General features: G+C 67.1%; 18 protein-coding genes and 2 tRNA genes. 8 read left to right on the top strand and 12 right to left on the bottom strand.

Annotated features, from left to right (window positions below; genetic code table 11):
* Positions 1 to 3: 3 nt before the first annotated feature.
* The gene (locus Cte04_RS09715) at positions 4 to 1,545 is read left to right on the top strand and encodes a M20/M25/M40 family metallo-hydrolase (protein ID WP_066475903.1); all 1,542 of its coding nucleotides are present in this window, start codon (positions 4 to 6) and stop codon (positions 1,543 to 1,545) included.
* Between the two features lie 168 nt (positions 1,546 to 1,713).
* Here Cte04_RS09715 and Cte04_RS09720 read toward each other — a convergent pair whose 3' ends face one another.
* Positions 1,714 to 2,403, bottom strand: coding sequence for a glutathione S-transferase family protein (locus tag Cte04_RS09720; protein WP_066475904.1), 690 nt, complete (start codon positions 2,401 to 2,403; stop codon positions 1,714 to 1,716).
* A gap of 111 nt (positions 2,404 to 2,514) precedes the next feature.
* Here Cte04_RS09720 and queC point away from each other — a divergent pair, with 111 nt between their 5' ends.
* Complete coding sequence (queC, locus tag Cte04_RS09725) at positions 2,515 to 3,279, top strand: 7-cyano-7-deazaguanine synthase QueC (protein WP_066475906.1); 765 nt, start codon at positions 2,515 to 2,517, stop codon at positions 3,277 to 3,279.
* A 15-nt stretch (positions 3,280 to 3,294) separates the two neighbouring features.
* Here the strand turns inward: queC and Cte04_RS09730 are convergent, their stop codons facing one another.
* Complete coding sequence (locus Cte04_RS09730) at positions 3,295 to 3,885, bottom strand: 5-formyltetrahydrofolate cyclo-ligase (protein ID WP_066475908.1); 591 nt, start codon at positions 3,883 to 3,885, stop codon at positions 3,295 to 3,297.
* Positions 3,886 to 3,900: 15 nt separating this feature from the next.
* Here Cte04_RS09730 and Cte04_RS09735 point away from each other — a divergent pair, with 15 nt between their 5' ends.
* Positions 3,901 to 5,880 carry a lytic transglycosylase domain-containing protein gene (locus Cte04_RS09735; protein ID WP_066475909.1) on the top strand — a complete coding sequence of 660 codons (1,980 nt, stop codon included), beginning with the start codon at positions 3,901 to 3,903 and terminating at the stop codon, positions 5,878 to 5,880.
* 129 nt (positions 5,881 to 6,009) lie between these two features.
* Here Cte04_RS09735 and Cte04_RS09740 read toward each other — a convergent pair whose 3' ends face one another.
* Positions 6,010 to 6,480, bottom strand: coding sequence for a MarR family winged helix-turn-helix transcriptional regulator (locus Cte04_RS09740; protein WP_066475911.1), 471 nt, complete (start codon positions 6,478 to 6,480; stop codon positions 6,010 to 6,012).
* Between the two features lie 76 nt (positions 6,481 to 6,556).
* Here Cte04_RS09740 and Cte04_RS09745 point away from each other — a divergent pair, with 76 nt between their 5' ends.
* Entirely contained in the window at positions 6,557 to 7,372 is an 816-nt protein-coding gene (locus Cte04_RS09745; protein WP_066475917.1) for a siderophore-interacting protein, read from the top strand.
* 67 nt (positions 7,373 to 7,439) lie between these two features.
* On the opposite strand, the gene Cte04_RS09750 is transcribed toward Cte04_RS09745, so the two are convergent.
* From Cte04_RS09750 to Cte04_RS09770, 5 genes are all read right to left on the bottom strand, one after another.
* Positions 7,440 to 8,405 carry an MBL fold metallo-hydrolase gene (locus Cte04_RS09750; RefSeq protein ID WP_066475919.1) on the bottom strand — a complete coding sequence of 322 codons (966 nt, stop codon included), beginning with the start codon at positions 8,403 to 8,405 and terminating at the stop codon, positions 7,440 to 7,442.
* A 210-nt stretch (positions 8,406 to 8,615) separates the two neighbouring features.
* The gene (locus Cte04_RS09755) at positions 8,616 to 10,181 is read right to left on the bottom strand and encodes a methyl-accepting chemotaxis protein (RefSeq protein ID WP_066475921.1); all 1,566 of its coding nucleotides are present in this window, start codon (positions 10,179 to 10,181) and stop codon (positions 8,616 to 8,618) included.
* Positions 10,182 to 10,302: 121 nt separating this feature from the next.
* Positions 10,303 to 10,377, bottom strand: a tRNA-Val gene (locus tag Cte04_RS09760).
* A gap of 6 nt (positions 10,378 to 10,383) precedes the next feature.
* Positions 10,384 to 10,458, bottom strand: a tRNA-Val gene (locus tag Cte04_RS09765).
* A gap of 197 nt (positions 10,459 to 10,655) precedes the next feature.
* Positions 10,656 to 12,344 carry an AMP-binding protein gene (locus tag Cte04_RS09770; protein WP_066476220.1) on the bottom strand — a complete coding sequence of 563 codons (1,689 nt, stop codon included), beginning with the start codon at positions 12,342 to 12,344 and terminating at the stop codon, positions 10,656 to 10,658.
* Between the two features lie 247 nt (positions 12,345 to 12,591).
* Here Cte04_RS09770 and Cte04_RS09775 point away from each other — a divergent pair, with 247 nt between their 5' ends.
* The gene (locus Cte04_RS09775; RefSeq protein ID WP_066475923.1) at positions 12,592 to 13,512 is read left to right on the top strand and encodes an esterase/lipase family protein; all 921 of its coding nucleotides are present in this window, start codon (positions 12,592 to 12,594) and stop codon (positions 13,510 to 13,512) included.
* Here Cte04_RS09775 and Cte04_RS09780 read toward each other — a convergent pair.
* The 4 genes from Cte04_RS09780 to hppD all read right to left on the bottom strand — a co-directional run bounded on the left by Cte04_RS09780 (position 13,488) and on the right by hppD (position 19,683).
* Entirely contained in the window at positions 13,488 to 15,938 is a 2,451-nt protein-coding gene (locus tag Cte04_RS09780) for a DUF3772 domain-containing protein (protein ID WP_066475925.1), read from the bottom strand. The two genes, Cte04_RS09775 and Cte04_RS09780, sit on opposite strands and share 25 nt — an antisense overlap.
* A gap of 266 nt (positions 15,939 to 16,204) precedes the next feature.
* Positions 16,205 to 17,101 carry a phenylalanine 4-monooxygenase gene (gene phhA / locus Cte04_RS09785; RefSeq protein WP_370671026.1) on the bottom strand — a complete coding sequence of 299 codons (897 nt, stop codon included), beginning with the start codon at positions 17,099 to 17,101 and terminating at the stop codon, positions 16,205 to 16,207.
* Between the two features lie 127 nt (positions 17,102 to 17,228).
* Complete coding sequence (locus Cte04_RS09790) at positions 17,229 to 18,185, bottom strand: Bug family tripartite tricarboxylate transporter substrate binding protein (protein WP_245633336.1); 957 nt, start codon at positions 18,183 to 18,185, stop codon at positions 17,229 to 17,231.
* A gap of 376 nt (positions 18,186 to 18,561) precedes the next feature.
* Positions 18,562 to 19,683, bottom strand: a complete 1,122-nt coding sequence (gene hppD / locus Cte04_RS09795; RefSeq protein ID WP_066475926.1) for a 4-hydroxyphenylpyruvate dioxygenase — start codon at positions 19,681 to 19,683, stop codon at positions 18,562 to 18,564.
* Positions 19,684 to 19,916: 233 nt separating this feature from the next.
* On the opposite strand from hppD, the gene Cte04_RS09800 reads away from it, so the two are divergent.
* The 3 genes from Cte04_RS09800 to Cte04_RS09810 all read left to right on the top strand — a co-directional run bounded on the left by Cte04_RS09800 (position 19,917) and on the right by Cte04_RS09810 (position 22,335).
* A complete protein-coding gene (locus Cte04_RS09800) occupies positions 19,917 to 20,399 on the top strand; it encodes an Lrp/AsnC family transcriptional regulator (RefSeq protein ID WP_066475927.1) in 483 nt (160 codons plus the stop codon).
* Between the two features lie 158 nt (positions 20,400 to 20,557).
* Positions 20,558 to 21,280: a GNAT family N-acetyltransferase gene (locus Cte04_RS09805; RefSeq protein WP_066475928.1), complete on the top strand. Its 723-nt coding sequence runs from the start codon at positions 20,558 to 20,560 to the stop codon at positions 21,278 to 21,280.
* Positions 21,281 to 21,450: 170 nt separating this feature from the next.
* The gene (locus Cte04_RS09810) at positions 21,451 to 22,335 is read left to right on the top strand and encodes a CorC family transporter (protein WP_066475932.1); all 885 of its coding nucleotides are present in this window, start codon (positions 21,451 to 21,453) and stop codon (positions 22,333 to 22,335) included.
* Positions 22,336 to 22,343 lie beyond the last annotated feature (8 nt).

A 22,343-nucleotide genomic window follows, 5' to 3' on the forward strand; every position in this document is an offset into this window, starting at 1 on the left:
TCCATGCCCTGGTCCTTCAGGCCGCACTCCATGAGCCTGGCCGTTGCCGGCCTGGTGGCGCTCGCCGCCCTGCCGGTTCTTGCCGGCCCGCCCTCCGATGCCACGCGGCAGGCCGCCCGCGCCAGCCTGCAGGAGTGGATCGATGTGCTGGCCCTGCCCAATGACGCCAACGTGCCGGCCGACATCCAGAAGAACGTGGCCTGGTTCGCAAAGGCTTTCGAGCGCCGCGGTTTTGCGGTCAGCCAGCTGGCCAACGGCGACAAGCCCATGCTGCTGGCCACGCAGACGCCGGCGGCCGGCAACCGCAAGACGGTGCTTTTCTATGCCCACCTCGACGGCCAGGCCGTCAAGCCCGAGGAATGGCAGCAGTCCAGCCCGTGGAAGGCCACGCTCAAGCAGCGCACGGCCGACGGCCGCTGGGCCGAGCTGCCGATAGAGCGGCTGCAGGGCGAGAAGATCGATCCGGAATGGCGGGTATTCGCGCGCTCGTCGTCGGACGACAAGGCGCCCATCGTGATGCTGCTGGCGGCGCTGGACGCGCTCAAGGCCGAGGGGCGTGAAGCGGGCGTGGACATCAAGGTGCTGCTCGACTCGGAAGAGGAGAAGGGCTCGCCCACGCTGGGGCGCGTGATCGGCGAGAACCTGCAGGCGCTCCAGGCCGATGCCATGGTGGTGCTGGACGGACCCATGCATGCCAGCAACCGGCCCACCCTGGTTTTCGGCAACCGCGGCGTGGCCCAGGCCACGCTGACCGTCTACGGCGCCAGCCAGGAGCTGCACAGCGGCCACTACGGCAATTACGCGGCCAACCCCGCACAAAGCCTGGCGCGGCTGCTGGCCAGCATGAAGGACGACGAAGGGCGGGTACTGGTCAAGGGCTACTACGACGGCATCGAGCTCGACAGCCAGGCCAGGGCCGTGATGCAGGCCGTGCCCGATGACGAGGCCGCGCTGCGCCGGCGCCTGGGCATCGCCCAGGCCGAATCCGTGGGCGGCAGCTACCAGGAGTCCATGCAATACCCGTCGCTGAACGTGCGCGGCCTGCAGAGCGCGGAAGTCGGCCCCAAGGCGCGCACCGTGATTCCTGCGACGGCCGTGGCCGAGATCGACATGCGCACCGTTCCCGAAACGCCGCCCGAGCGCCTGGAAAAGCTGCTGCGCGCCCATATCGAGGCCCAGGGTTTCCATCTGACCGAGGGTGCCCCGTCGGCAGATGAGCGCGCGCGCCATCCGCGGCTGGCCACGCTGAAGATGGGCGGCGTCTCGGCCTCGGGCTCGGCCGTGCGCACGCCGCTCGATGCGCCCGTGGGCCAGTGGCTGCGCCGCGGCATGGACCGGGCCTGGGGCAGCGCTCCGGTGCAGATCCGCATGATGGGGGGCACCGTGCCGACCGGCGCGGCCGTCCAGGCGCTGGGGATTCCCTTCGTCATCGTGCCCCTGGTCAATGCCGACAACAACCAGCACAGCTTCAACGAGAACATGCGGCTGGGCAATTATTTCGACGGCGTGCACAGCCTGGTGAACATGCTGGCCGAGCCGTTCTAGGACCTGTTCACATAACGCACGTGGATCGCGTTGTGCAGCCTGGGGATGGATGCCAGGCGCCGGGCCGCAGCAAGGTAGGCACCTTGCAAGGAGCGGCAACGCCGCAGACGCCCAAGGCTGCACAACCCTCCGGGCAAGCCAGGGTATGTGAACAGGTCCTAGGCGCCGTCAGTTGGCAGGGGCGCTGCGGTACGGTTCCTCGAAGGGGCGGAAGTCGTGCTCGGCCAGCGCCGCCTGCACCCACTCCTGCACCGCAGGCAGATTGCGCACGCGCTGGACATAGGACTGCACCAGGGGCGGTATGGGCAGGGCGTAGGTGATCAGGCGCATGCAGACCGGGGCGAAGAAGGCATCCACGATGCTGAACTGCTCGAACAGCATGGGGCCCTTGCCCTGCGTCAGCAGCGGCGTCCACAGCACTTCCAGCCGCTGCACGTCTTCGCGCAGGCCCGGGTTGTCGGCCCACAGCCGGGCGCCCACCTCGGGCAGGCGGGCCTCGATATTCATGGGGCACAGGCTGCGCAGCGTGGTAAAGCCGCTGTGCATCTCGGCCACCATGCTGCGGGCCCGGGCACGCTGCGGGCCCTGTTGCGGCCACAGATGCTTTTCGGGAAATTTCTCGGCCAGGTATTCGGCAATTGCCAGGCTGTCCCAGATGGACAGTCCCTCTTCGACCAGCACCGGCACCTTGCCGGCGGCCGATACGGCCTGCAGGCGCTGCTTGAAGTTGGAGTCGGGCGCAAAGCTGTCGAAGCGCAGCTGCACTTCCTCGAAGGGGATGCCGGCCTGGCGCATCAGCACCCAGGGGCGCATGGACCAGGAGGAGTAGTTCTTGTTGCCGATATAGAGCGTGAGCATGGAGGGCCCCTGTGCAAAAGTGCGGATGGTGCGAAGGCAGCCAGCTTAGCAAGAACGGCGGGTATGCCCACGCAGGTGCGAGGCCTGCCCGGCAATGTTGTAATCCGGGGCATGTCTGCACCGTCTTCCCCAACGTCCCGTCCCGATACCCTTGCCGCCCCCGGCGCCGGCCGCCACAAGGCGGCGCTGGTGCTGTTTTCGGGCGGCCAGGACTCCACCACCTGCCTGGCGCAGGCCCTGTCGCAATTCGAGCGCGTGGAGACGCTGGGTTTCGACTATGGCCAGCGCCATGACGTGGAGATGAGGGTGCGCCTGGACGTGCGCCGGGCGCTGGCGGAGCGTTTTCCGCAGTGGGCGCCGCGCCTGGGCGAGGACCATGTGCTGTCGCTGGACGTGCTCAGGCAGATCGGCGGTTCGTCCCTCACCGAGGACGTGGCCTTTGCCATGCAGGCCGACGGCCTGCCCAACACCTTCGTGCCGGGGCGCAACCTGCTGTTCCTCACGCTGGCCGGTGCGCTGGCCTACCGGCGCGGCCTGTCGGTGATCGTCACCGGCGTGTGCGAGACCGATTACTCGGGCTACCCCGATTGCCGGGACGACACCATGAAGGCCCAGCAGCTGGCGCTGAACCTGGGGCTGGACCGGCGCCTGCGCATCGACACGCCGCTGATGTGGCTGGACAAGGCCCAGACCTGGCAGCTGGCCCGGGAGCTGGGCGGCGAGGCGCTGGTGGAGCTGATCCGCACCGAGACCCACACCTGCTACCAGGGCGTGCGCGACGTGCTGCACGACTGGGGCTACGGCTGCGGCCGCTGCCCGGCTTGCGAGCTGCGGGCCCACGGCTGGGCGCAGTGGCGCGCCCGGCACGCCGCCTGAAGCCGCTTCCGCGGCCTATTTCCCGGGCAGGCCCGGCACGGGCCAGACCACGCCGTTGTCGTTGAGGATGGCGTCCAGCGGCTGGTCGTGGGGCTCGGGCTCGAAGTCGTCCACATAGCCTTCGGCGTAGCCCAGGCCCACGGTGAACGGGCGCGGCTGCAGCTGGGCCAGCGTGCGGTCGTAGAAGCCCCCGCCATAGCCCAGGCGGAAGCCGCCGCCGCCGTAGCCCACGCAGGGCACGAAGAGCAGGGTGGGGGCCAGGATTTCCGTGTCCTTGGGCTTGGGGATGCCGTAGGCATCCTCCTCCATGGGGCAGCCCGGATACCAGGCATGAAAGCTGAGCGTCTTACGCTGCTTATCGATCACCGGGAGGCCGATCTTGCGCCGTTGTGGGGTACCCTGTAGCTCGCCATCTTCCTTCCAGCGATGCAGTGCGGGCAGCGGGTCGAACTCACCCTTGATGGGCCAGTAGGCTCCGATCACGGTGTCGGGGCGGTCTATCAGCCAGAAGCGCATCACCTGCTGCAGGGCGTCAGCGCGCTGCAGGCGGTCGGGAAGGTTGAGGCGCTGGTCAATCAACGTGCGGCGCAGAGCTGCTTTGTCCATCAGATAATTTCCTCCATGCACTGGCTGAAGATTTTGACACCGCTTTTGACGGCTTCTTTCCTGACCGCGGCCACGCCGCTGGCCCAGGCGCAAAACTCGGGCGATGCCATCCTGCTGGAAATGCAGAAAGCGTTTCGCAAGCGCGACCAGGCCACGCTGACCCAGCTGCTGCCGCAGGCCGCCGGCCACCCGCTGGAGCCATGGGCCGCCTACTGGGAGCTCAAGAACCGCCTGGAGACCGCCGCGCCCGACGAGGTGCTGGCCTTCATGGCGCGCTATGCGGGCACCTACCAGGAAGACCGCATGCGCAACGACTGGCTGCTGCAGCTGGGCAAGCTGCGCGACTGGGGCACCTTTGCCCAGGTCTATCCGCAGTTTCGCATGCGCGACGACCGCTCGGTCACCTGCTATGCACTGCTGGTGGACAGCCTGCAGGGCCGCGGCGCGCCCGACATGGGCAGGCAGGTGCGCGACCTGTGGCTGGCGCAAAAGGATGCCGACGACGGCTGCACGCTGGCCGCCGCCCAGGCGTATGCGCAAAAGCAGCTGACCGATGCCGACGTCTGGCGCCGCGCGCGCGTGGCGGCCGAGGCCAACCGCCAGAAGGCCGTGCGCGATGCCGTGGCCATCGTCGCGCCCGATGCGGCCGACCAGGTGGCGCAGGTATTCGCCTCGCCGGCCAAGTACCTGTCCGGCCAGAGCAAGGCGCGCGGGCGCGAGCGCAAGGAACTGGCGCTGCTGGCGCTGATCCGCATGGCGGCCGGCGATCCCGATGCGGCGGCCACGCAGATCGAGGGCGGCTGGGGTGCCCAGCTGGCCGGCGAGGAGCGCAACTGGGCCTGGGCCGTGGCCGGCAAGCAGGCGGCGCTCAAGCTCTCGCCCATGGCGGTCGGCTACTTTGCCAAGGTGCGCCGCGACCAGGACCTGAACGACGACCTGCTGGGCTGGAAGGCCCGCGCCGCGTTGCGCGCCGGCGACTGGAAGACCGTGCGCCGCGCCATCGACGCCATGGGCCCCGAGCGCACCGACGCGACCTGGTCCTACTGGAAAGCCAAGGCCATGCTGGCCGACCGCCCGAACGCCGAGGAGCGCGCCGAGGCCCGCCAGTTGCTGGAGGACACGGCCGGCACCGGCAGCTTCTACGAGCAGCTGGCGCTGGAGGAGATCGGCCAGCGCGTGACCGTTCCGCCCGCACCCGCGCCGCTCACGCGCGAGGAAAAGGCCGCGGCGCGCGCCAACCCGGGCCTGGTGCGCGGCCTGTACGCCATCCAGATCGGGCTGCGCAGCGAGGGCGTGCGCGAGTGGAACTACACCACCAATCTGCACCAGGGCGGCGGCATGGGCGACCGCGAACTGCTGGCCGCGGCCGACCTGGCCTGCGAGCGTCAGGTGTGGGACCGCTGCATCAATACCAGCGAGCGCACCAAGACCTTTGCCGACTGGAGCCAGCGCTACCCCATGCCCTACCACGACACGGTGCTGGCCAAGTCGCGCGCCATCGGGCTGGACCCGGCCTATGTCTACGGCCTGATCCGCCAGGAAAGCCGCTTCATCATGGATGCGCGCTCGGGCGTGGGCGCCTCGGGCCTGATGCAGGTCATGCCGGCCACGGCGCGCTGGACGGCCAGGAAGATCGGCATGACGGGCTTCACTCCCGACATGATCAACGACCGCGACACCAACATCACCATCGGCACTTCGTACCTCAAGCTGGCGCTGGACGACTTCGAGGGCTCCATGGCGCTGGCCGCGGCCGGCTACAACGCAGGCCCGGGCCGCCCGCGCAGCTGGCGCAACGGGCCGGTGCTGGACGCGGCCATCTGGGCCGAGAACGTGCCCTTCACCGAGACGCGCGATTACGTGAAGAAGGTGCTGTCCAACACCACCAACTATGCGGCCCTGATCACGGGCCAGCCGCAGTCGCTCAAGAGCCGCCTGGGCACCGTGGGCCCGCGCCCGGCCAACGATCCGGAAACCATGAAGGACCTGCCCTGAGCGGGGCGCACGGCGCCTGAAACGCAGGGGCTTCGAAATCGGGAGCTGCCAGCGCTGCATGTGTCATGGTTTCATGGTGAAAAGACCGTGAAATCGTGATGATGCAGGCGCTGGCAGCTCCATTTTTATTCAGGCATCGGCCGGCTCGCCGTCATGCGCCCGGCCGTTGCGCCGGGCGCTGTCGCGCGCCTGCTGCAGCAGCTCCAGCAGCCGTGCCTGCAGTTCGGCCGGGCAGTCCTGCAGCAGCTCGGCCGCCAGCGCTTCGCGCGTGCTGCGCAGCCGGGCATAGAGGGCCTGGCCCTGCGCGCTCAGGTGCAGGCAGCGCACGCGCTTGTCCGTGGCGCTGGCCGTGCGCAGCAGCCAGCCCTTTTCCTGCAGCAGGGCCAGGGTGCGCGCCATCTGGGCCTTGTCGGCATGGCTGTGCTCGACCATGTCCTTCTGGGTGATGCCGGGCTGGCGGCCCGTGTGCACCAGCACGCGCACCTCGTTGAAGGTCAGCTCGGGATGCACGGATTCCATGGACTTGCGCATGCGCGCGCGAAACAGGTGCAGCAGATCGTGCAGGGTCTCGAACACGTCGATGGACAGGGAAGAGTTCATAAGGCGCGGGGGTATTGTTGACAGAATCAACTTATTGATCGATATTTGGTGGACTTTATCAACTTATTGCGAAGCGATGTCCTCTTCCCAGAATTCTCAGACAAGTTCCGCCGCTGCGGGCGCTTCGGTGCTGCAGCGCGTGCGCCATCCGTTCCGCGCCCGCCATGTCCAGCTGCTGGCCCGCGAGCGGACCAGCCCCGGCTTCGTGCGCCTGACCGTGGGCGGCCCGGAGCTCGAAGGCTTTGCCAGCGCCGGCTTCGACGACCACACCAAGCTCATCCTGCCCCAGGCCGGACAGGACCGGCCCAATCTGCCGCGGATCGTCGACGGCCGCCCGCATATCGAGGGCGAGCGCCCCATCATGCGCGACTACACGCCGCTCAACTTCGATGCCGCTGCCAACACGCTGCAGCTGGACTTTGCCCTGCACGACACTGGTCCGGCCGTGCAATGGGCGCTGCAGGCGCCCCTGGGCCAGTGGCTGGGCCTGGCCGGGCCGCGCGGCAGCCTGGTGATTCCGGCGGATCTTTCCTGGCACTGGCTGTTGGGCGACGAATCCGCCATGCCGGCCATCGAGCGCCGGCTGGCCGAGCTGCCGGCCGGTGTGCGCGCCATCGTGCGCGTGCAGCTGGCGAATCCCGCCGACCGGCGCCCGTGGACCAGCGCGGCCGCGCTGGACCTGCAGTGGGTGGATTCGCTGGCCGCGGCCGTGCAGGCGCTCGATATCCCCGAAGGCGAGGGCTTCATCTGGGCCGCCGGCGAGAACCGCGCCATGGCCGAGCTGCGCAAAGCCATTGTGGCCAAGCCCGGCGCCCATCCCAGGCGCATGCGCATTGCTTCCTACTGGAAGCATGGCGAGGCCGGCCACCATGAGGAACTCAGCGAATCCTGAGACCAAAGCGGCGGTAGCGCACGCGCAGCAAGCGCTTTCAGCTATCAAGATTGATAGTCCGGGCGGCTTAGAGGTTCAGCAGCATGTCGGGATTGCCGGGGACAGGCTGCCTGAGCGCCGCGCCGCTGGCCACCAGGCCGTCGATCAGGCCGTCCAGCCATTGATGGAGCCCCTGGTCCGCAAAATAGCGCCGGTGCAGCAGGCCGAAATACGGCGTGCGCTGCACCCAGTCCTGCAGCGCCGGCAGCGCAATGCCCTGCCATTCCAGCAGCTTGTACTTGAGCAGCACCTTGGCCGCATAGCCGGCATGGCGCTCGGGCGAGCGCACGAAGCCGTCCAGCCGCCTGCGGGCCGTGGCCAGGGCCGGACCTGCGTCGGCGAACACGCTGCCATGGCCGGGCACCACGGCCAGCGGCTGCAGGCGCTCGATCACGTCCAGCGTGGCGGCCACTTCGTCGAAGGCGGCCAGGCCCTCGATCTCGGGAAAGACCACGCCGAAGCCGTTCTCCCACAAGGCATCGGCCGAGATCAGCGTGCGGCTGGCGGGCTCGAACAGGATGATGGAGTGCGGGTCGTGTCCGGGCGCAGCATGCACCTGCCAGTCCCGGCCGGAAAGCCGCACCGTGCCGCCCGGCTGGAGCACGCCGGTGACCGCAAAGCGCGGGCATTCCTGACCCGTGGCCCGGTAGCTGAGCGCGGCTTCGTCCCAGGCCCGGACCTGGTCCGCCTGGCCCGGCGCTATCCAGGTCTGTACCTGGGGATAAGCCGCCTGCAGGGCCGCATTGCCGCCGCAGTGGTCGCTGTGCAGGTGCGTGTTGAGAATGCGCGCCAGCGGCGCGCCCTGCAGCGCCGCCTCGACCAGCGCCAGCGTCTGCGGCGCATGGGCGACGTAGCCCGTGTCCACCACGGCCGCGCCTTCGCCATCGCTGTCGCGATCGCCGGGCAGCGCGGCAAAGACGATGTTGTTGGCGGAAAGCCAGCCGCGCTCCAGCACGGTCATGCCGGGCGGCAGGGAGGGGAGGCAGTCTGACATCGTGGAACGTGCTCGATGGAGCTGTAGGGTGGGGCGAGCTCGGCTGCGCGCCGCCTGCGGCAAAGCGTAGCAGAGTACCTGCCATGTGAAGGCATCGTACCGGACAGCGTGGGTGCCAGATATGCCAAAAAAATGGCTACGACCCTTTAGCGGAAAGCACGGAAAGCCTCCACTCCGATGACCTGGAAAAGCCCGGAGCGGCAGGCACTCTCAGCCCACATGACCCAGTTTGAATACGCTGACGGTTTGCGTCAGCTGGTTGGCCTGTTCCTGCATGGACTGGGCCGCGGCCGAGGCCTGTTCGACCAGGGCGGCATTTTGCTGTGTGGCCTGGTCGATGTGGACCACGGCCTGATTTACCTGTTCGATGCCCGCGCTTTGCTCGCTTGTGGCTGCCGTGATCTCGCCCATGATGTCCGTCACACGCCTAACGCTGTCCACGATCTCCTTCATGGTGTTGCCTGCGAGGTGGACCAGCTCGCTGCCCTGGCTGATCTGGGTCACCGAGTCGCCGATCAGGGCCTTGATTTCCTTGGCGGCCTCGGCCGAGCGGCCTGCCAGCGCGCGCACCTCGCTGGCCACCACGGCAAAGCCACGCCCCTGTTCGCCCGCGCGGGCTGCTTCCACGGCGGCGTTGAGGGCCAGGATGTTGGTCTGGAAAGCAATGCCTTCGATGACGCTGATGATGTCCACGATCTTGCGCGACGAGGCGTTGATGGCCTCCATGGTGCTCACCACCTGGGATACCACGGTGCCGCCCCTGCCCGCTACGCTCGAGGCTGTGGCCGCGAGCTGGTTGGCCTGCTGCGCGTTGTCGGCGTTTTGCTTGACCGTAGCGGTGAGCTCTTCCATGGAGGCGGCGGTCTGCTCCAGCGAGCTGGCCTGCTGCTCCGTGCGAGACGACAGATCGAGGTTGCCCGCCGCGATCTGACGTGAGGCTCCGGCAATCGATTCGGCGCCGGCACGCACGTTGCCGACGATGCGCACCAGGCCTTCGTTCATGTCCCGCAGCGAGCGCAGCAACTGACCGGTTTCGTCCTTGCGTATCAGGCTTTCGTCGCGGGACAGATCGCTGGCAAGGTCCCCCTGGGCCACGCGCGACGCGGCCGCCATGGCGCGGTGGATGGGGCGTGTAATGCCCTGGGTCAGCCACCAGGCCCACCAGATGCAAAACGCCGTCAGCAGAGCCGCCAGCAATATCAGCTGCTGGCGGCTTTGCCGGGCCATGTCGCTGACCTGGTCGGCCAACTCGTCGATGGTGCGGCGCTGCAGCTTCACGAGCTCATCGAGCGTGTTCTCGTAGAGCTTTGCGGTGGGCAGGAAGTGTTGCTCCAGCAGCCGTGCCGCTTCGGCCTTGTTGCCTGCCTCCTGCTCCTTGCCGATGGCATTGCGCGTGCTCAGGTAATCCTTGCGCACCTGGGCAAACTTCTGCTGTATGGCTTTTTCCTCGTCGGAGCTGGGCAGTGCTTCTATCTGCTTGGCCAGGTCCTGGGAGTTCTTGGTGCTGGTCTCCGAATCCTTGGCGAACATTTCGGCCAGGGCGGCATCGCCGGTCTTGGCGATGGCGATCGTGCGGCGTATGCCGCCATAGACGTAGCGGCTCCAGTCCGCCAGCATCCGCTCCTTGGACAGGGGGACGTCCATCATCTGGCGCGTGGCGGTTTCAAGAGCGTGCAGGCGCAATACGCTGATCGCCGTGCTGGCGATCAAGGCCAGCAACACCAGGGCAAAGCCAATACCCAGCCGCTTGCCAATCGTCAAATCCTTCAGTTGCATCGTCCCTGCCTTCTACCTCTCCACGAAATGTGTGGATATGCAGCTATGTCGGCAAGTCCGTGCTTGTCATGAGGGCTGGGCAAAAAAAAAAGCCTCTTGAGCAATCAAGAGGCTTTTCGTTTGGTGCGCGATACATGGATCGAACATGTGACCCCTGCCGTGTGAAGGCAGTGCTCTACCGCTGAGCTAATCGCGCGAAACCTGGTGGGTGATACATGGATCGAACATGTGACCCCTGCCGTGTGAAGGCAGTGCTCTACCGCTGAGCTAATCACCCGAAGACCGCAATTCTAGCACCTTTTCGAGAGTCGATTGAGATGCCGTCGATTTTTTGAGATTCGAACGATGAGCCAATGGAGGGGTGGTATTGCTCAAGGCCTATAAAACTCGCGCATTCCAGACCAGGGACGCCGAGCAAGAGCCGCCTCGCGGCGAAGGTGTCGTCCCCCTTCCCGGGGGAAGCCGCAACGCGGCTCAGGGGGTAGTCCTGAGTTCCCTGCGCAGGATCTTGCCCACATTGGTCTTGGGCAGCTCGTCGCGGAACTCGATGAAGCGCGGACGCTTGTAGCCGGTCAGCTGCTCCTGGCAGTAGCGCAGCACCTGCTCCTCGGTCAGCGAAGGGTCGCTGCGCACCACATAGACCTTGATGGCCTCGCCCTGCTTGTCGTCGGCCACGCCCACGGCCGCGCATTCTAGCACGCCGGGGCATAGCGAGATCACGTTCTCCAGCTCGTTCGGATAGACGTTGAATCCGCTGACCACCATCATGTCCTTCTTGCGGTCGATGATGCGGGTATAGCCTTCGGCGTCCATCACGCCGATGTCGCCGGTGCGCATATAGCCGTCGTCCGTGAAGGCCTTGGCGGTCTCGGCGCTCTGGTTGTAGTAGCCGCGCATGACGTTGGGGCCCTTGATGCACAGCTCGCCAGCCTCGCCGATGGGCAGGTCCCGGCCCTCGTCGTCCTTGATGGCGATGGAGATGCCGGGCAGCGGCAGGCCGATGGTGCCGCTGAAGCTCCGGGCCGTGACGGGGTTGTTGGTGCCGATGGCGCAGGTCTCGCTCATGCCCCAGCCTTCGATCATCACGCTGCCCGTGACCTGCTGCCATTGGCGCGCCGTGCCCTCGGAGGCGGCCATGCCGCCGGCCTGCGAGACGCGCAGCTGGGAGAAGTCCAGCGCGCGGAACTCGGCGTTGTTGAGCAGGGCGTTGAACAGCGTGTTGACGGCCGGAAGAATGTGGAACGGGCGCTTTTGCAGCACCTTCACGAACTTGGGGATGTCGCGCGGATTGGGAATCAGGCTCTGGCTGGCGCCCAGCCGCATGGCGAACAGGCAGACCGTCAGCGCGAAGATGTGGTACAGCGGCAGTGCCGCGATGATGTGGGTCTCGTCGGCCTTGACCTTGCCGTCCAGCGCCGGCGTGAACCAGGCATGCGCCTGCAGCGTGGCGGCCACGATGTTGCGGTGGGTGAGCACCGCGCCCTTGGATAGGCCCGTGGTGCCGCCCGTGTACTGCAGGAAGGCGACCGAGTCCAGCGTGGCCGCGCTGGGCGCCAGCCTGCGCGCGGCGCCGGCCTCCAGCGCCTTGCGCAAAGGCGTGACTTGGCGGTCGCTGCCCAGCGGCAGGGTGTAGGCGGGCACCATCTTGGCCAGGTGGCGCACGGCAAAGGTGATCCAGCTGCCGTACATGCCGCCCAGCAGGTCGCCCATGGCCGTCAGGCACACATGGCGGATGGCGGTGCGCTCCAGCACCTCGCCCAGGGTATGGGCGAAGTTCTCCAGGATGATGATGGCCGTGGCGCCCGAATCCCTGAGCTGGTGCTCGAGCTCGCGCGCGGTGTACAGCGGGTTCACGTTCACGCAGATGAAGCCTGCGCGCAGTACGGCCGCCATGCTCACGGCGAACTGCGGCACATTGGGCAGCATGATGGCCACGCGCGCGTCGGGCTCCAGCCCCAGGCCCTGCAGCCAGGCGCCCAGCTGCTCGGACAGCCGGCCCAGCTCGCCATAGCTCATCCAGCGGTCCATGCAGACCGAGAAGGGGCGCTCGGCATGCTGGCTGAAGGCTTCCTCGAGCAGATGCACCAGCGAGCGGTATTGCTCGGGATGCACCTCGTGGGGCACGTTGGCGGGGTAGTTCTTGAGCCAGGGCGCTGCGTCCATATCCATATCTCGCTGAATCTCGCTGAAGCCGCGCAGGGCCGAAACCCGGCGCGGTGGGTTGCATGCAGGGAAGGAGGGAGAAACCGGCCCGCTGCCCGAGGCGGGCGCAGGCAGCCAGGCGGCTGCGGACGATTCTGAGGGCTGTACCGGCCAGGGGCTACCAGTGCTTGTCCTAGCTGCCGCGGCTTTTTGAGGCCGACTCCGGTTCTGCTACGGTGATGCTCATTTCACCGGGAGGAGCGGTCTTGTGAACGCACGCATATGGCGCATGGTGGTGCTGGGCAACGGGCTGGCCGCCGGGGCGTGGCTGGCCTACTGGTGGCGCGGCCATCCGGGCCTGGCCGTGGCCGGCGTGGCCGTGCTGGCCTGCGGCGCCGGCATGCAGCTGGGCGTGCAGATGCTGCTCATGCGCCATGCCTGCCGTGCGCGGGCCCTGGCGGTGCCGCCGGCGTGGACCCTGGTGCGGGCCTGGTGGGCCGAATGGCGGCTGAGTGTGTACCTGTTCGGCTGGCGCATTCCGTTCCGGGCGCCTGCGCAGCCGGACCGCCTGCATCCGGGACAGGTGGCCTTGGTGCTGGTGCATGGCTATTTCTGCAACCGCGCGGTCTGGGCGTCGTGGATGCGCCAGCTGAAGGCGCTGGGCATAGGCTGCGCGGCCGTGACGCTGGAGCCGGCCCAGGGCGACAGCATGGATGCGATGGTGAATGACCTGGACCGCTGCGCGCGCGAGGTGGTGCGGCACACGGGAAGGGCGCCGCTGATCGTGGCGCACAGCATGGGCGGGCTGGTGGTGCGCGCCTGGCTCAAGGCCTTGCCTGCCAGCGAGCGCGCGCAGCTGGCGGCCCATGTGGTCACGGTGGCCACGCCCCACCGGGGCGCCTGGCTGGCCCGGTTTGCGCACCGCCTGCCGGCGCGCGACATGCGCGAGCACAGCCCGTGGCTGCAGCGGCTGGGCCCGCCCGGCGCGGAAGTTGCCTTCAGCTGCTGGTGCAGCCGCAGCGACAACATCGTGTTCCCGCCCGATCTGGCCCAGCTGCCCGGCAGCGAAGTCCACGTGGTGGACGATGCGGCCCATATGCAGCTGCTGTACGACGCGCGGGTCCTGGCGTATTGCCTGGCGCTGCGCGCGCGGCTGCAGAACGCTCAGGCAGGGTGTTCCGGGCCTTGAGCCGCGCTGGCGGCCGCCCCCGGCGGCGGGGCCTGGATGACGCGGATGTCCGTGGGCGAGACCAGCGCGATGCCTTGCGCGGCCGTGCGCTGCAGCAGGGCGAACAGCAGGTCGCTGCGCGTGCCGTACACATTGCGTGGGCTGGAGACATAGCCGAAGCTGGTGATGTTGATGGTGCTGCCGCCTAGCGAATCCACGTACATGCTGGGCGCCGGGTCCTTCAGCACGGCCTCGTGCTGCGCGTAGATGTCCAGCACCAGTTCTTTGAGCTGGACGATGTCGGTGGACAGCGGCACGGCGAACGGCATGGCGATGCGGCCCAGCGCGTTGTCCATGGTGATGTTGCGCACGGCCTTGGTGATCAGCTCCGAGTTGGGCACGATGAGCGTGGCCTTGTCGTCGGTCTGGATCTCGGTGGCGCGCACGCTGATGCGGTTGATATTGCCTTCCATGTCGCCGATGCGCACGCGGTCGCCGAGCTTTACGGGGCGCTCGGCCAGCAGGATCAGGCCCGAGACGAAGTTCTGCGTGATGGCCTGCAGGCCGAAGCCTATGCCCACGGACAGCGCGCTGGCCAGCAGGGCCAGCTTTTCGAAGCCCAGTCCCAGCGCGGCCAGCGTCCACAGCGCCGACAGGATGATGCCCACATAGCGGGCCACGGTGCTGATGGAGTTGCGCGCGCCGATGTCGAGCTCGGTCTTGGGCAGGTAGGTCTCCACCAGCCAGTGCTGCAGCGTGCGGAAAAGCGTCAGCCCCGCGACCAGCACGATGACGGCGCGCACCACGGCAATGGGCTTGAGCACGGCGCCGCCGATGGTCAGCCCGCCCGACAGCGTGTCGAACCAGCCCAGCAGGATGCTGGAATTGCCGAAGGTGGCGGTCACCCCGGCCGCGCCCAGCAGCAGCAGGCAAATGCGCACCAGGGCCGACAGCAGCACGCCGATCTGTTCCACGCGCGCCGTGCTCAGCCGCGTGGCCAGCTGAAAGCCGCGGCCCGTGCGGCTGTCGGGCGAGAAGAACCAGAGGAAGAAGTCGTCGGCGAACTTCATCAGCAGCGAGGTGGCCAGCACCACCACCGTCATCCACACCAGTTGGGTGGTGACGAAGACCGAGAAGTTCAGGTAGCCGAGCAGGGTGGCGATCCAGGCCGTGAGCACGGTCAGGTGCCCGCCCAGCCAGGCCAGCGTCAGCCAGCCGCTGCGCTGCACCGGGTGGCCGGCTTCGGGCGGGTGGGAGCCGTCCCCGTCCTTTGGGGTTCCCTGCGCCCGGTGGCGCTGCCGGTTGAGCGTGACCAGCGAGGCCATGATCAGGCCCACATAGGTCAGCGCGATCAGTCCGTCCAGCGCCACCGTGCTCACCGCGCTGGTGCGCGCCGCCACGTCGATGGCGTTGAGCAGCATGGCAGACCAGGCCAGCGCCGCGGCGCCCCAGGCATAGCGGACCAGGGCCGGGGCCGCGAGATCGTCGATGCTCAAAAGCCGCCAGGACGGGCGCCGGGGCACCAGCAGGCAGGCACTGATCGAGAGGAAGAAGGCCGCCACGAAGGAGGCCTTGACGAACGCATCGGCCACCGACTGCAGGCGCGGGGCGATGGCGTCGACCGACCGCAAGGCCTCCACCAGCACCAGGCTGGCCAGGCCCGGCAGCAGGGTGCCGACCAGCAGCAGCCAGACGGCCAGGCCGGTGCGGCGCAGGCGGCCGTCGGGCGCGCGGTCGGAGGCCGCATAGCGGCGGCCCAGGTGTCGCAGCCCCATGCGCAGCGGAAACAGCAGGAACAAGGCCAGCGCCAGCCCCCACAGCGGCGTGCTCCAGCCGTTCTTGGCGATGGCCGCGTCCAGGCTGGCACGGCCCTGGCGTGCCAGCGCCTGGATGCGCAGCAGGTCTGCGGGCAACTGCCTGGCGAACTGCTGCCACAGCGCGGGCGACAGCGGCGAGGCGGCCTTGCTCGCGATCTGCTCGTTGAACTGCTGGGTGCGCATCTTCTCGATGGAATCCGAGGTCTGGGCCGCCTCCACCGACAGCAGCTTGCCGCGCTTGATGGCCGAATCCAGGTCGTTGTGCCGCTGGTCCAGCTCCTTGCGCTGCTGCTTGATGTCGCTGCCCTCGTCGCCGCCCGGCGCCACCGGGCCCAGCTGGGCGATGCGCGCATCGATCTGCTTGAGCAGGGGCTCCAGGGCCGCCACGGCGGCATCGGCATCGCGCTTGGCCTTGAGCGCGTTTTCGGACAGGGTCTGCAGGGTCTCGGGCGCGTCCGCATCGTCCAGTGACTGGTGGACCTGGTCGAGCGCGGCCGAGGCCGACTGGATCTGGTCCTGGAGGCCGGCCTGGGCGTCCCCCATGATGGCGGGGTCGGCCGCGAAGGCCAGGCCGATGCCAAGGTGAAGCGCCAGCAGCCAGCGCAGCAAGTGGGTGCAGCAAATACGCATGAAGGAATCTTAGGGACTTATGCACGCAGGAATGCACCAGGACGGCTTTCTTGAGGCCGAGGCCGGGCCTGAACCTGGTTTGCGCAAGTCGCGTGTAGTGCGCGCCAGCGCGCGGCGCCCCCACTATAGAGGCCCTCAAGCCCTGCCCGGTGACAGTCTGTTCCTGCAAAAAAGGAGCCGCTGGCGCAGGCTCTGCAAGGTATTCAAGAGTAAATACCGCTGCATATGGCTGACATCAAGCGCAAGCAGCTATACGGACAGGAGCATCAGGCCAGCAGGGTTTCGCCGGGGAGGAGTTCCTTGGCGCCTATGGTCGGCTGCTGGCGCAGCTCCTCGTAGAGCGGCTTGAGGTCCACCGAGGCCAGGTCCAGCAGCTGCTGCATGCTGTCGATGACGAAATAGGTCTGCTGGTAGGTGTCGATCTTGTAGAGCGTGCGCATGGTGCGCGCCAGCTCCAGCGGGATGCGGTGCGGCTCGGGGCTGCGCACCGAGTATTCGAGCTCGCCGGCCGAACTCAGGATGCCGGCGCCGTAGGCGCGCAGGCCGCCGCCGTGCTTTTCGCCTTCGCGGATCAGGCCGAACTCGATGGTGTACCAGTACAGGCGCGACAGCATCTCGCAGGCGCCCAGCTCGGCAGCCTTGAGCCCCCCTTGGCCGTAGGCCTGGATGAAGTCGGCGATCACCGGGTTGAACAGCAGCGGCACATGGCCGAACAGGTCGTGGAAGATGTCGGGCTCGACGATGTACTCGAATTCCTCGGGCTTGCGTATCCAGTCCGTGACCGGGAACTTGCGCTGGGCCAGCAGCGAGAAGAACGGCACTTCGGGGATCAGCCCCGGCACGCCCACGATTTCCCAGCCTGTGGCCTTGAACAGGCGCTCGTTGACCTCTTCGAAGCGCGGAATGCGCTCCTTGGCGCCCAGCGAAGGCAGGGCGGCAATGAATTCCTGGCTGGCGCGGCCGGGCAGCAGCGCGCTCTGGCGCTCGTACAGGCGGTGGTAGGTGTCGTGGTCCTGCGCCGTGTAGGCGGCGTAATCCTGGGTGCAGGTGTAGTCGCTGTGGGCCCGGCTGTAGTCGCCGCGCGGCGGGCGGTCGGACTGGCCGTAGACCACGGGGGCAGCCCCCATGGAGCCGGCAAGAGGGGTGTTGGCTGCGTCGATCATGATGCACTCCCTGGATGCAGAAGTGAAACGGCCCGGGCTGGCGGGTGGCCTGCCGGGATATATGGAAGATGAGGCCTTGCAAGGCGCGATGCAAGGCCGGCGTGGTTGGCTCCGTGGCCGGCGCGGCTCAGTCCGGCGGCAGCCGGCCCGACTGGATGAGCTGGCCGTAGTAGCGGTGCTCGTCCTGCACGAAGCGTGCGAATTCCTGCCGGCGCAGGTTCATGCGCAGCACGCCCATGGCGTCCAGGTACTGCTGCATCTCCGGCTGCTGCAGCGCCTGGGCCAGTGCGCCCGTCCAGCGCTGCGCCAGCGGATCGGCAATGCCCGCCGTGGCGAACAGGCCGAACCAGGTGGCCATGTGCATGCCGGGCACGCTGTCGTTGAGGCTGGGAACGCCCGGCAACTGCGCCACGGGCTCGCGCCAGGTCACGCCGATGGCCTTGAGCCGTCCGGCCTGGTAGTGCGGCAGCGTGGAGCCCAGGTTGTCGAACATCAGGTCGGCCGAGCCTTCGAGCACGGCCGAGAGCGCCGGCCGCGCGCCGCCGAACGGCAGATGCTGCAGCGGCACCTGGGTGAGGGACTGGAACAGCTTGCCGGCCAGATGGCCGACGCTGCCCTTGCCGCCCGAGGCATAGCGCAGGGGCTGGCGGTTTTTGGCCATGAAGCGCAGCAGATCGCCGGGCGTGTTGATGCGCCACTGCTGGGCCAGTTCGCTGCGCATGATGAGCACATGGGGCATGCGGCCCACCAGCACCAGCGGCACGAAGTCGCGCAGCGGGTCGTAGGGCAGCTGCGGATTGAGCTGGGGCAGAATGGCATGGGTGCCGACCGCGCCCATGAGCAGCATGGGATCGCGCCCACCGGCACGCGCCACCATGGCCGCCCCGGTGCCGCCGCCCTCTCCGGTCATGTTCAGCACACGGATGGTGCCCAGCCCCGCTGTCTCCTGGGCCAGCTTGCGTGCCGAACGGTCCAGCGGCCCGCCGGCTGCATAGGGCACGACCAGCGTGAGCTCGCGCGAATCCCGTGCTTCCCGGCTGCCGCGGGCCGTGTCGATGGAGGCATGGGCGCTTCGTGCAGCCATGGGCGCGGCCAGGGAGGCCGCCCACAGCAGCGCACGGCGGCGCGATGCAGACAGAGGGGGGCGGGGCGCATGGCTCGTCGCACTCCGCGGGCCGCTGATCGTTGCCAGTGCGCCGGGTGGGAGTTTGCGGTGAGTCATGGGTGAAGCGAGGCAGCGGTACAAGGCCGGTCCCGCACAGCATCGTCCGTGGTGCACCGGTATGAGCTCGTCCGGGGCAGGGCGCGGCAGGCGCGGCGGACGACGGCTGAAAAGCCAGCGAACTTTGCATGGTAGGGCTCCGGGCGCTGGGCCAGGCGGCAGAATGCGTCAGTCTTACAAATGGATGCAAAACAGGGCCGGAAACAGCGGGTATGCGCGCCATTGCCGGCCGGCCGCGTCAGCCCTTGAGCACGCCGCGGCGCATCTGGTCCAGCTCCATGGTCTCGAACAGGGCCTTGAAGTTGCCTTCGCCGAAGCCACTGTTGCCCTTGCGCTGGATGAACTCGAAGAAGATCGGGCCCAGCTGGTTCTCGCTGAAGATCTGCAGCAGCAGCTCGCCGGGCTTGCCGTCGACCAGGATGTTGCGCGCCAGCAGCTCGGCAATGGGCTCCTGCAGGTCGGGAATGCGCTTGGGCAGCAGCTCGTAATAGGTCTCGCTGGTATTGAGCAGCTTGATGCCGTTCATCTGCAGGCCGTCCACGGTGTCGTAGAGATTGGTCGAGCCCAGCGCGATGTGCTGGATGCCCTCGCCGTGGTACATGTCCAGGTATTCCTGGATCTGGCCGGCCTTGTCGTTGCCCTCCTCGTTGATCGGGATGCGGATCTTGCCGCAGGGGCTGGTCATGGCCTTGCTCTTGACGCCCGTGGCCTGGCCTTCGATGTCGAAGTAGCGGATCTCGCGGAAGTTGAAGATGCGCTCGTAGAAGCCGGCCAGCTCGGCCATGCGGCCGCGGTAGACGTTGTTAGTCAGGTGGTCGATGTAGGTCAGGCCCAGGCCCTGCGGATGCAGGTCGGCGCCGGGCAGGGGCTCGAAGTCCACGTCGAAGAAGCTGATGTTGCCCAGGTCGCCATCCTTGGCGCCGTTCTTGCCGCGCCACTTGTCGATGAAGTAGATCAGCGAGTCGCCGATGCCCTTGATGGCCGGAATGTTGAGCTCGCCGGGCGCGGCATGCTGGTCGTAGCCCCAGGCGCCCAGGGAGATGGCGCGCTCGTAGGCGAACTTGGCATCCTGCACGCGGATGGCGATCGCGCAGACGCTGGGGCCGTGCAGGCGGGCAAAGCGCTGGGCGAAGCTGTCGGGCTCGGCATTGATGATGAAGTTGATCTCGCCCTGGCGATACAGTGTGACGTTCTTGCGGCGGTGCTTGGCGATCGCCTGGAAGCCCATGCGCTCGAACAGCTGGCCCATGGCCACCGGATCGGGGGCCGCGTATTCGACGAATTCGAAGCCGTCGGTGCCCATGGGGTTGTCCCAGGTCTGGAAGTCGGTCGCAGAGGTTTGAGTCAGGGGGGCGTTCATAGAGGTCTCCATCCGGTGAATGCACGGCACGCTCGGCCATGGGGCCCGGTGGCATGCGGTTGCAGCTTGGCTTTCACTGTAGGCCAGGCCCGGGACAGCCTTTTTGCATTTGCAGCATGACTTCAAACCCCGAAATGCACGAAAATTGTGTTCAAAATTGATGTTGCACAATATTCGTGTTCATCAAGGGTTAACCCTGAATAAAAACTGCTCTGTTTTTACAGTCTTTTGCCATGAGCGTGACGCATACCATCGACAAACTGGACAAGGCGATTTTGCGCCGTTTGCAGGCCAACGGCCGCGAAACCTATGACGTGATCGGGGAGCAGGTCGGCCTGTCGCCCAGTGCCGTGCTGCGCCGGGTCAAGCGCCTGGAGGAAAGCGGCGTGATCGACCGCTATGTGGCGCTGGTCCAGCCCGAGACCGTGGGTCTGGGCCTGACCGCCTATCTGAACGTGCGCCTGGAAAAATACACCGAGACCAGCAAGCGCAATCCCATGGACGTGTTCCGTGCCAGCGTGCAGACCTGGCCCGAGGTGGTGGAATGCGTCTCGCTGACCGGCGAGATGGACTATCTGCTGCGCGTGGTGGTGGCCGACATGCAGCACTACAGCCGCTTCATCATGGACACGCTGCTCAAGCACCCCAGCGTGCAGGACTGCAAGACCAGCTTCGTGATGGACCGTGTCAAGGTCACAACAGCCGTGCCGCTCTAGGCGGGGCGGCCTGCTATGGAAAAGCAAGCGCCTCGCCCAGGGGGCGCCTGCCTGGCCTGCTGCAGAGGCGGAGTGGGGCTAATACCAAAACCTTACAGGAATGTTGCAATGCAATATAAATCTTGCTGAGGTTCGGGTTTTTACTTATATTTCCGGCTATGAACCTCCCCAAAGACTGGATGAAATCGCCCTGGCAGGCCGGCTCGCGCTGGCTGCATGGCATGGGCATGTCCCATGACGCCGAGCGGCGCTCGCCGTCTTTGGTGCCCATCCGTACCCTGAGCCCGCGCCACCGCGACCGCGTCACCAAGCATCTGCTGAGCCTGGACACCGGCGATCGCTATCTGCGCTTCGGCTATGCCGCCAGCGACGAGCAGGTGCGCCGCTACGCCGAGCATCTGGATTTCGAGCGCGACGACATCTTCGGCATCTTCAACCGCCGCCTGGAGCTGATCGCCATGGCGCATCTGGCCTTTGCCGGCCACCCCGAACACGAGAAGTGCGCCGAGTTCGGCGTCTCGGTGCTCAAGAAGGCGCGCGGCTGCGGCTACGGCTCCCGCCTGTTCGACCGGGCGGTTCTGCAGGCGCGCAGCAAGGGCGTGAGCCTGATGTTCATCCATGCGCTGTCGGAAAACACGGCCATGCTCAAGATCGCCCGCAATGCCGGTGCCACCGTCAAGCGCGACGGTTCGGAGTCCGAGGCGTATCTGGAGCTGCCGCCCGCGAACTTCGAAACCCATGTGAGCTCGCTGATGACAGAGCACATCGGCGAAGTCGACTACCAGCTCAAGAAGCAGGCCCGCAATTTCTGGTCCTTCCTGGCCGGCGTGCAGGAAGTGCGCAAGGGCGTTCAGGAAGGGCGCCACCAGTCGGGCGAGTGAATCGGCCGGAGGCGGCGAGCAAGCGCTTCGGCGGGTGTCCCGGCGCCGTCCCCGCCGGCCCGGTTCATGAGAACCGCCCATGGCTTTTGGCGGAATCCAAGCCGCGTGTCACCGCAATCCGCTATTCTTGTAACTCTGTTTGACTACCGCACGTCCTGCACTCCAAGACAGTGTCCGACCCCCATCCTGCGCGACTTCCCGAGAAGGAAGACAAGCGAAGCTTCCTGCAAAGGGTTGCTGAATTCATCCACCCGGCTCCGGAATCTCCCGCCGAGCTGATCGAGACCCTGGCCGAGGCCGAGGACAACCAGGTCATCGGCACCGAGTCCCGCGTCATGCTGGAGCGCGTCATCCGCATGGCCGACATGAGCGCCGGCGACGTCATGGTGGCGGCGCCGCGCATGGATCTCATCAACATCGACGCGCCATTCGACGAGATCCTGCACCAGGTCATCACCACGGCGCATTCGCGCTTTCCGGTCTATCAGGGCGAGCGCGAGAACATCATCGGCATCCTGCTGGCCAAGGACCTGCTCAAGCTGCAGCGCTCTCCCAGCCTCAACATCCGCGCGCTGGTGCGTTCGGCCACTTTTGTTCCCGAGAGCAAGGGGCTCAACGACCTGCTGCGCGAATTCCGTGCCAACCGCAACCATCTGGCCGTCGTGATCGACGAGTTCGGCCGGGTGGCCGGCCTGGTCACCATCGAGGACGTGCTGGAAGAAATCGTGGGAGAGATCGAGGACGAGTTCGACATTCCCGAGGACGAGGGCGATATCTTTGCACTGGCCGACAACAGCTACCGCGTGGCCGGCGACGCCACCATCGACCATGTGAGCGAGGAGTTCGGGACCGTGCTGCAGCCCCCCGGTGACGGCGACATGCATTTCGACACCATAGGCGGGCTGATCGCCCACGAACTGGGCCATGTGCCCAAGCGCGGCGAGCAGATTCACCTGGGCGGCCTGGAGTTCACCGTGCTGCACACCAAGGGCGGCGCAGTGCGCTGGTTCAAGGTGGTGCGCGGACCCTCGCCCGACAGCCTGGTCAGGAACTGAGCCTTTCG

It is taken from the genome of Comamonas terrae (assembly GCF_001544075.1).
Lineage (GTDB): Bacteria > Pseudomonadota > Gammaproteobacteria > Burkholderiales > Burkholderiaceae_C > Comamonas > Comamonas terrae.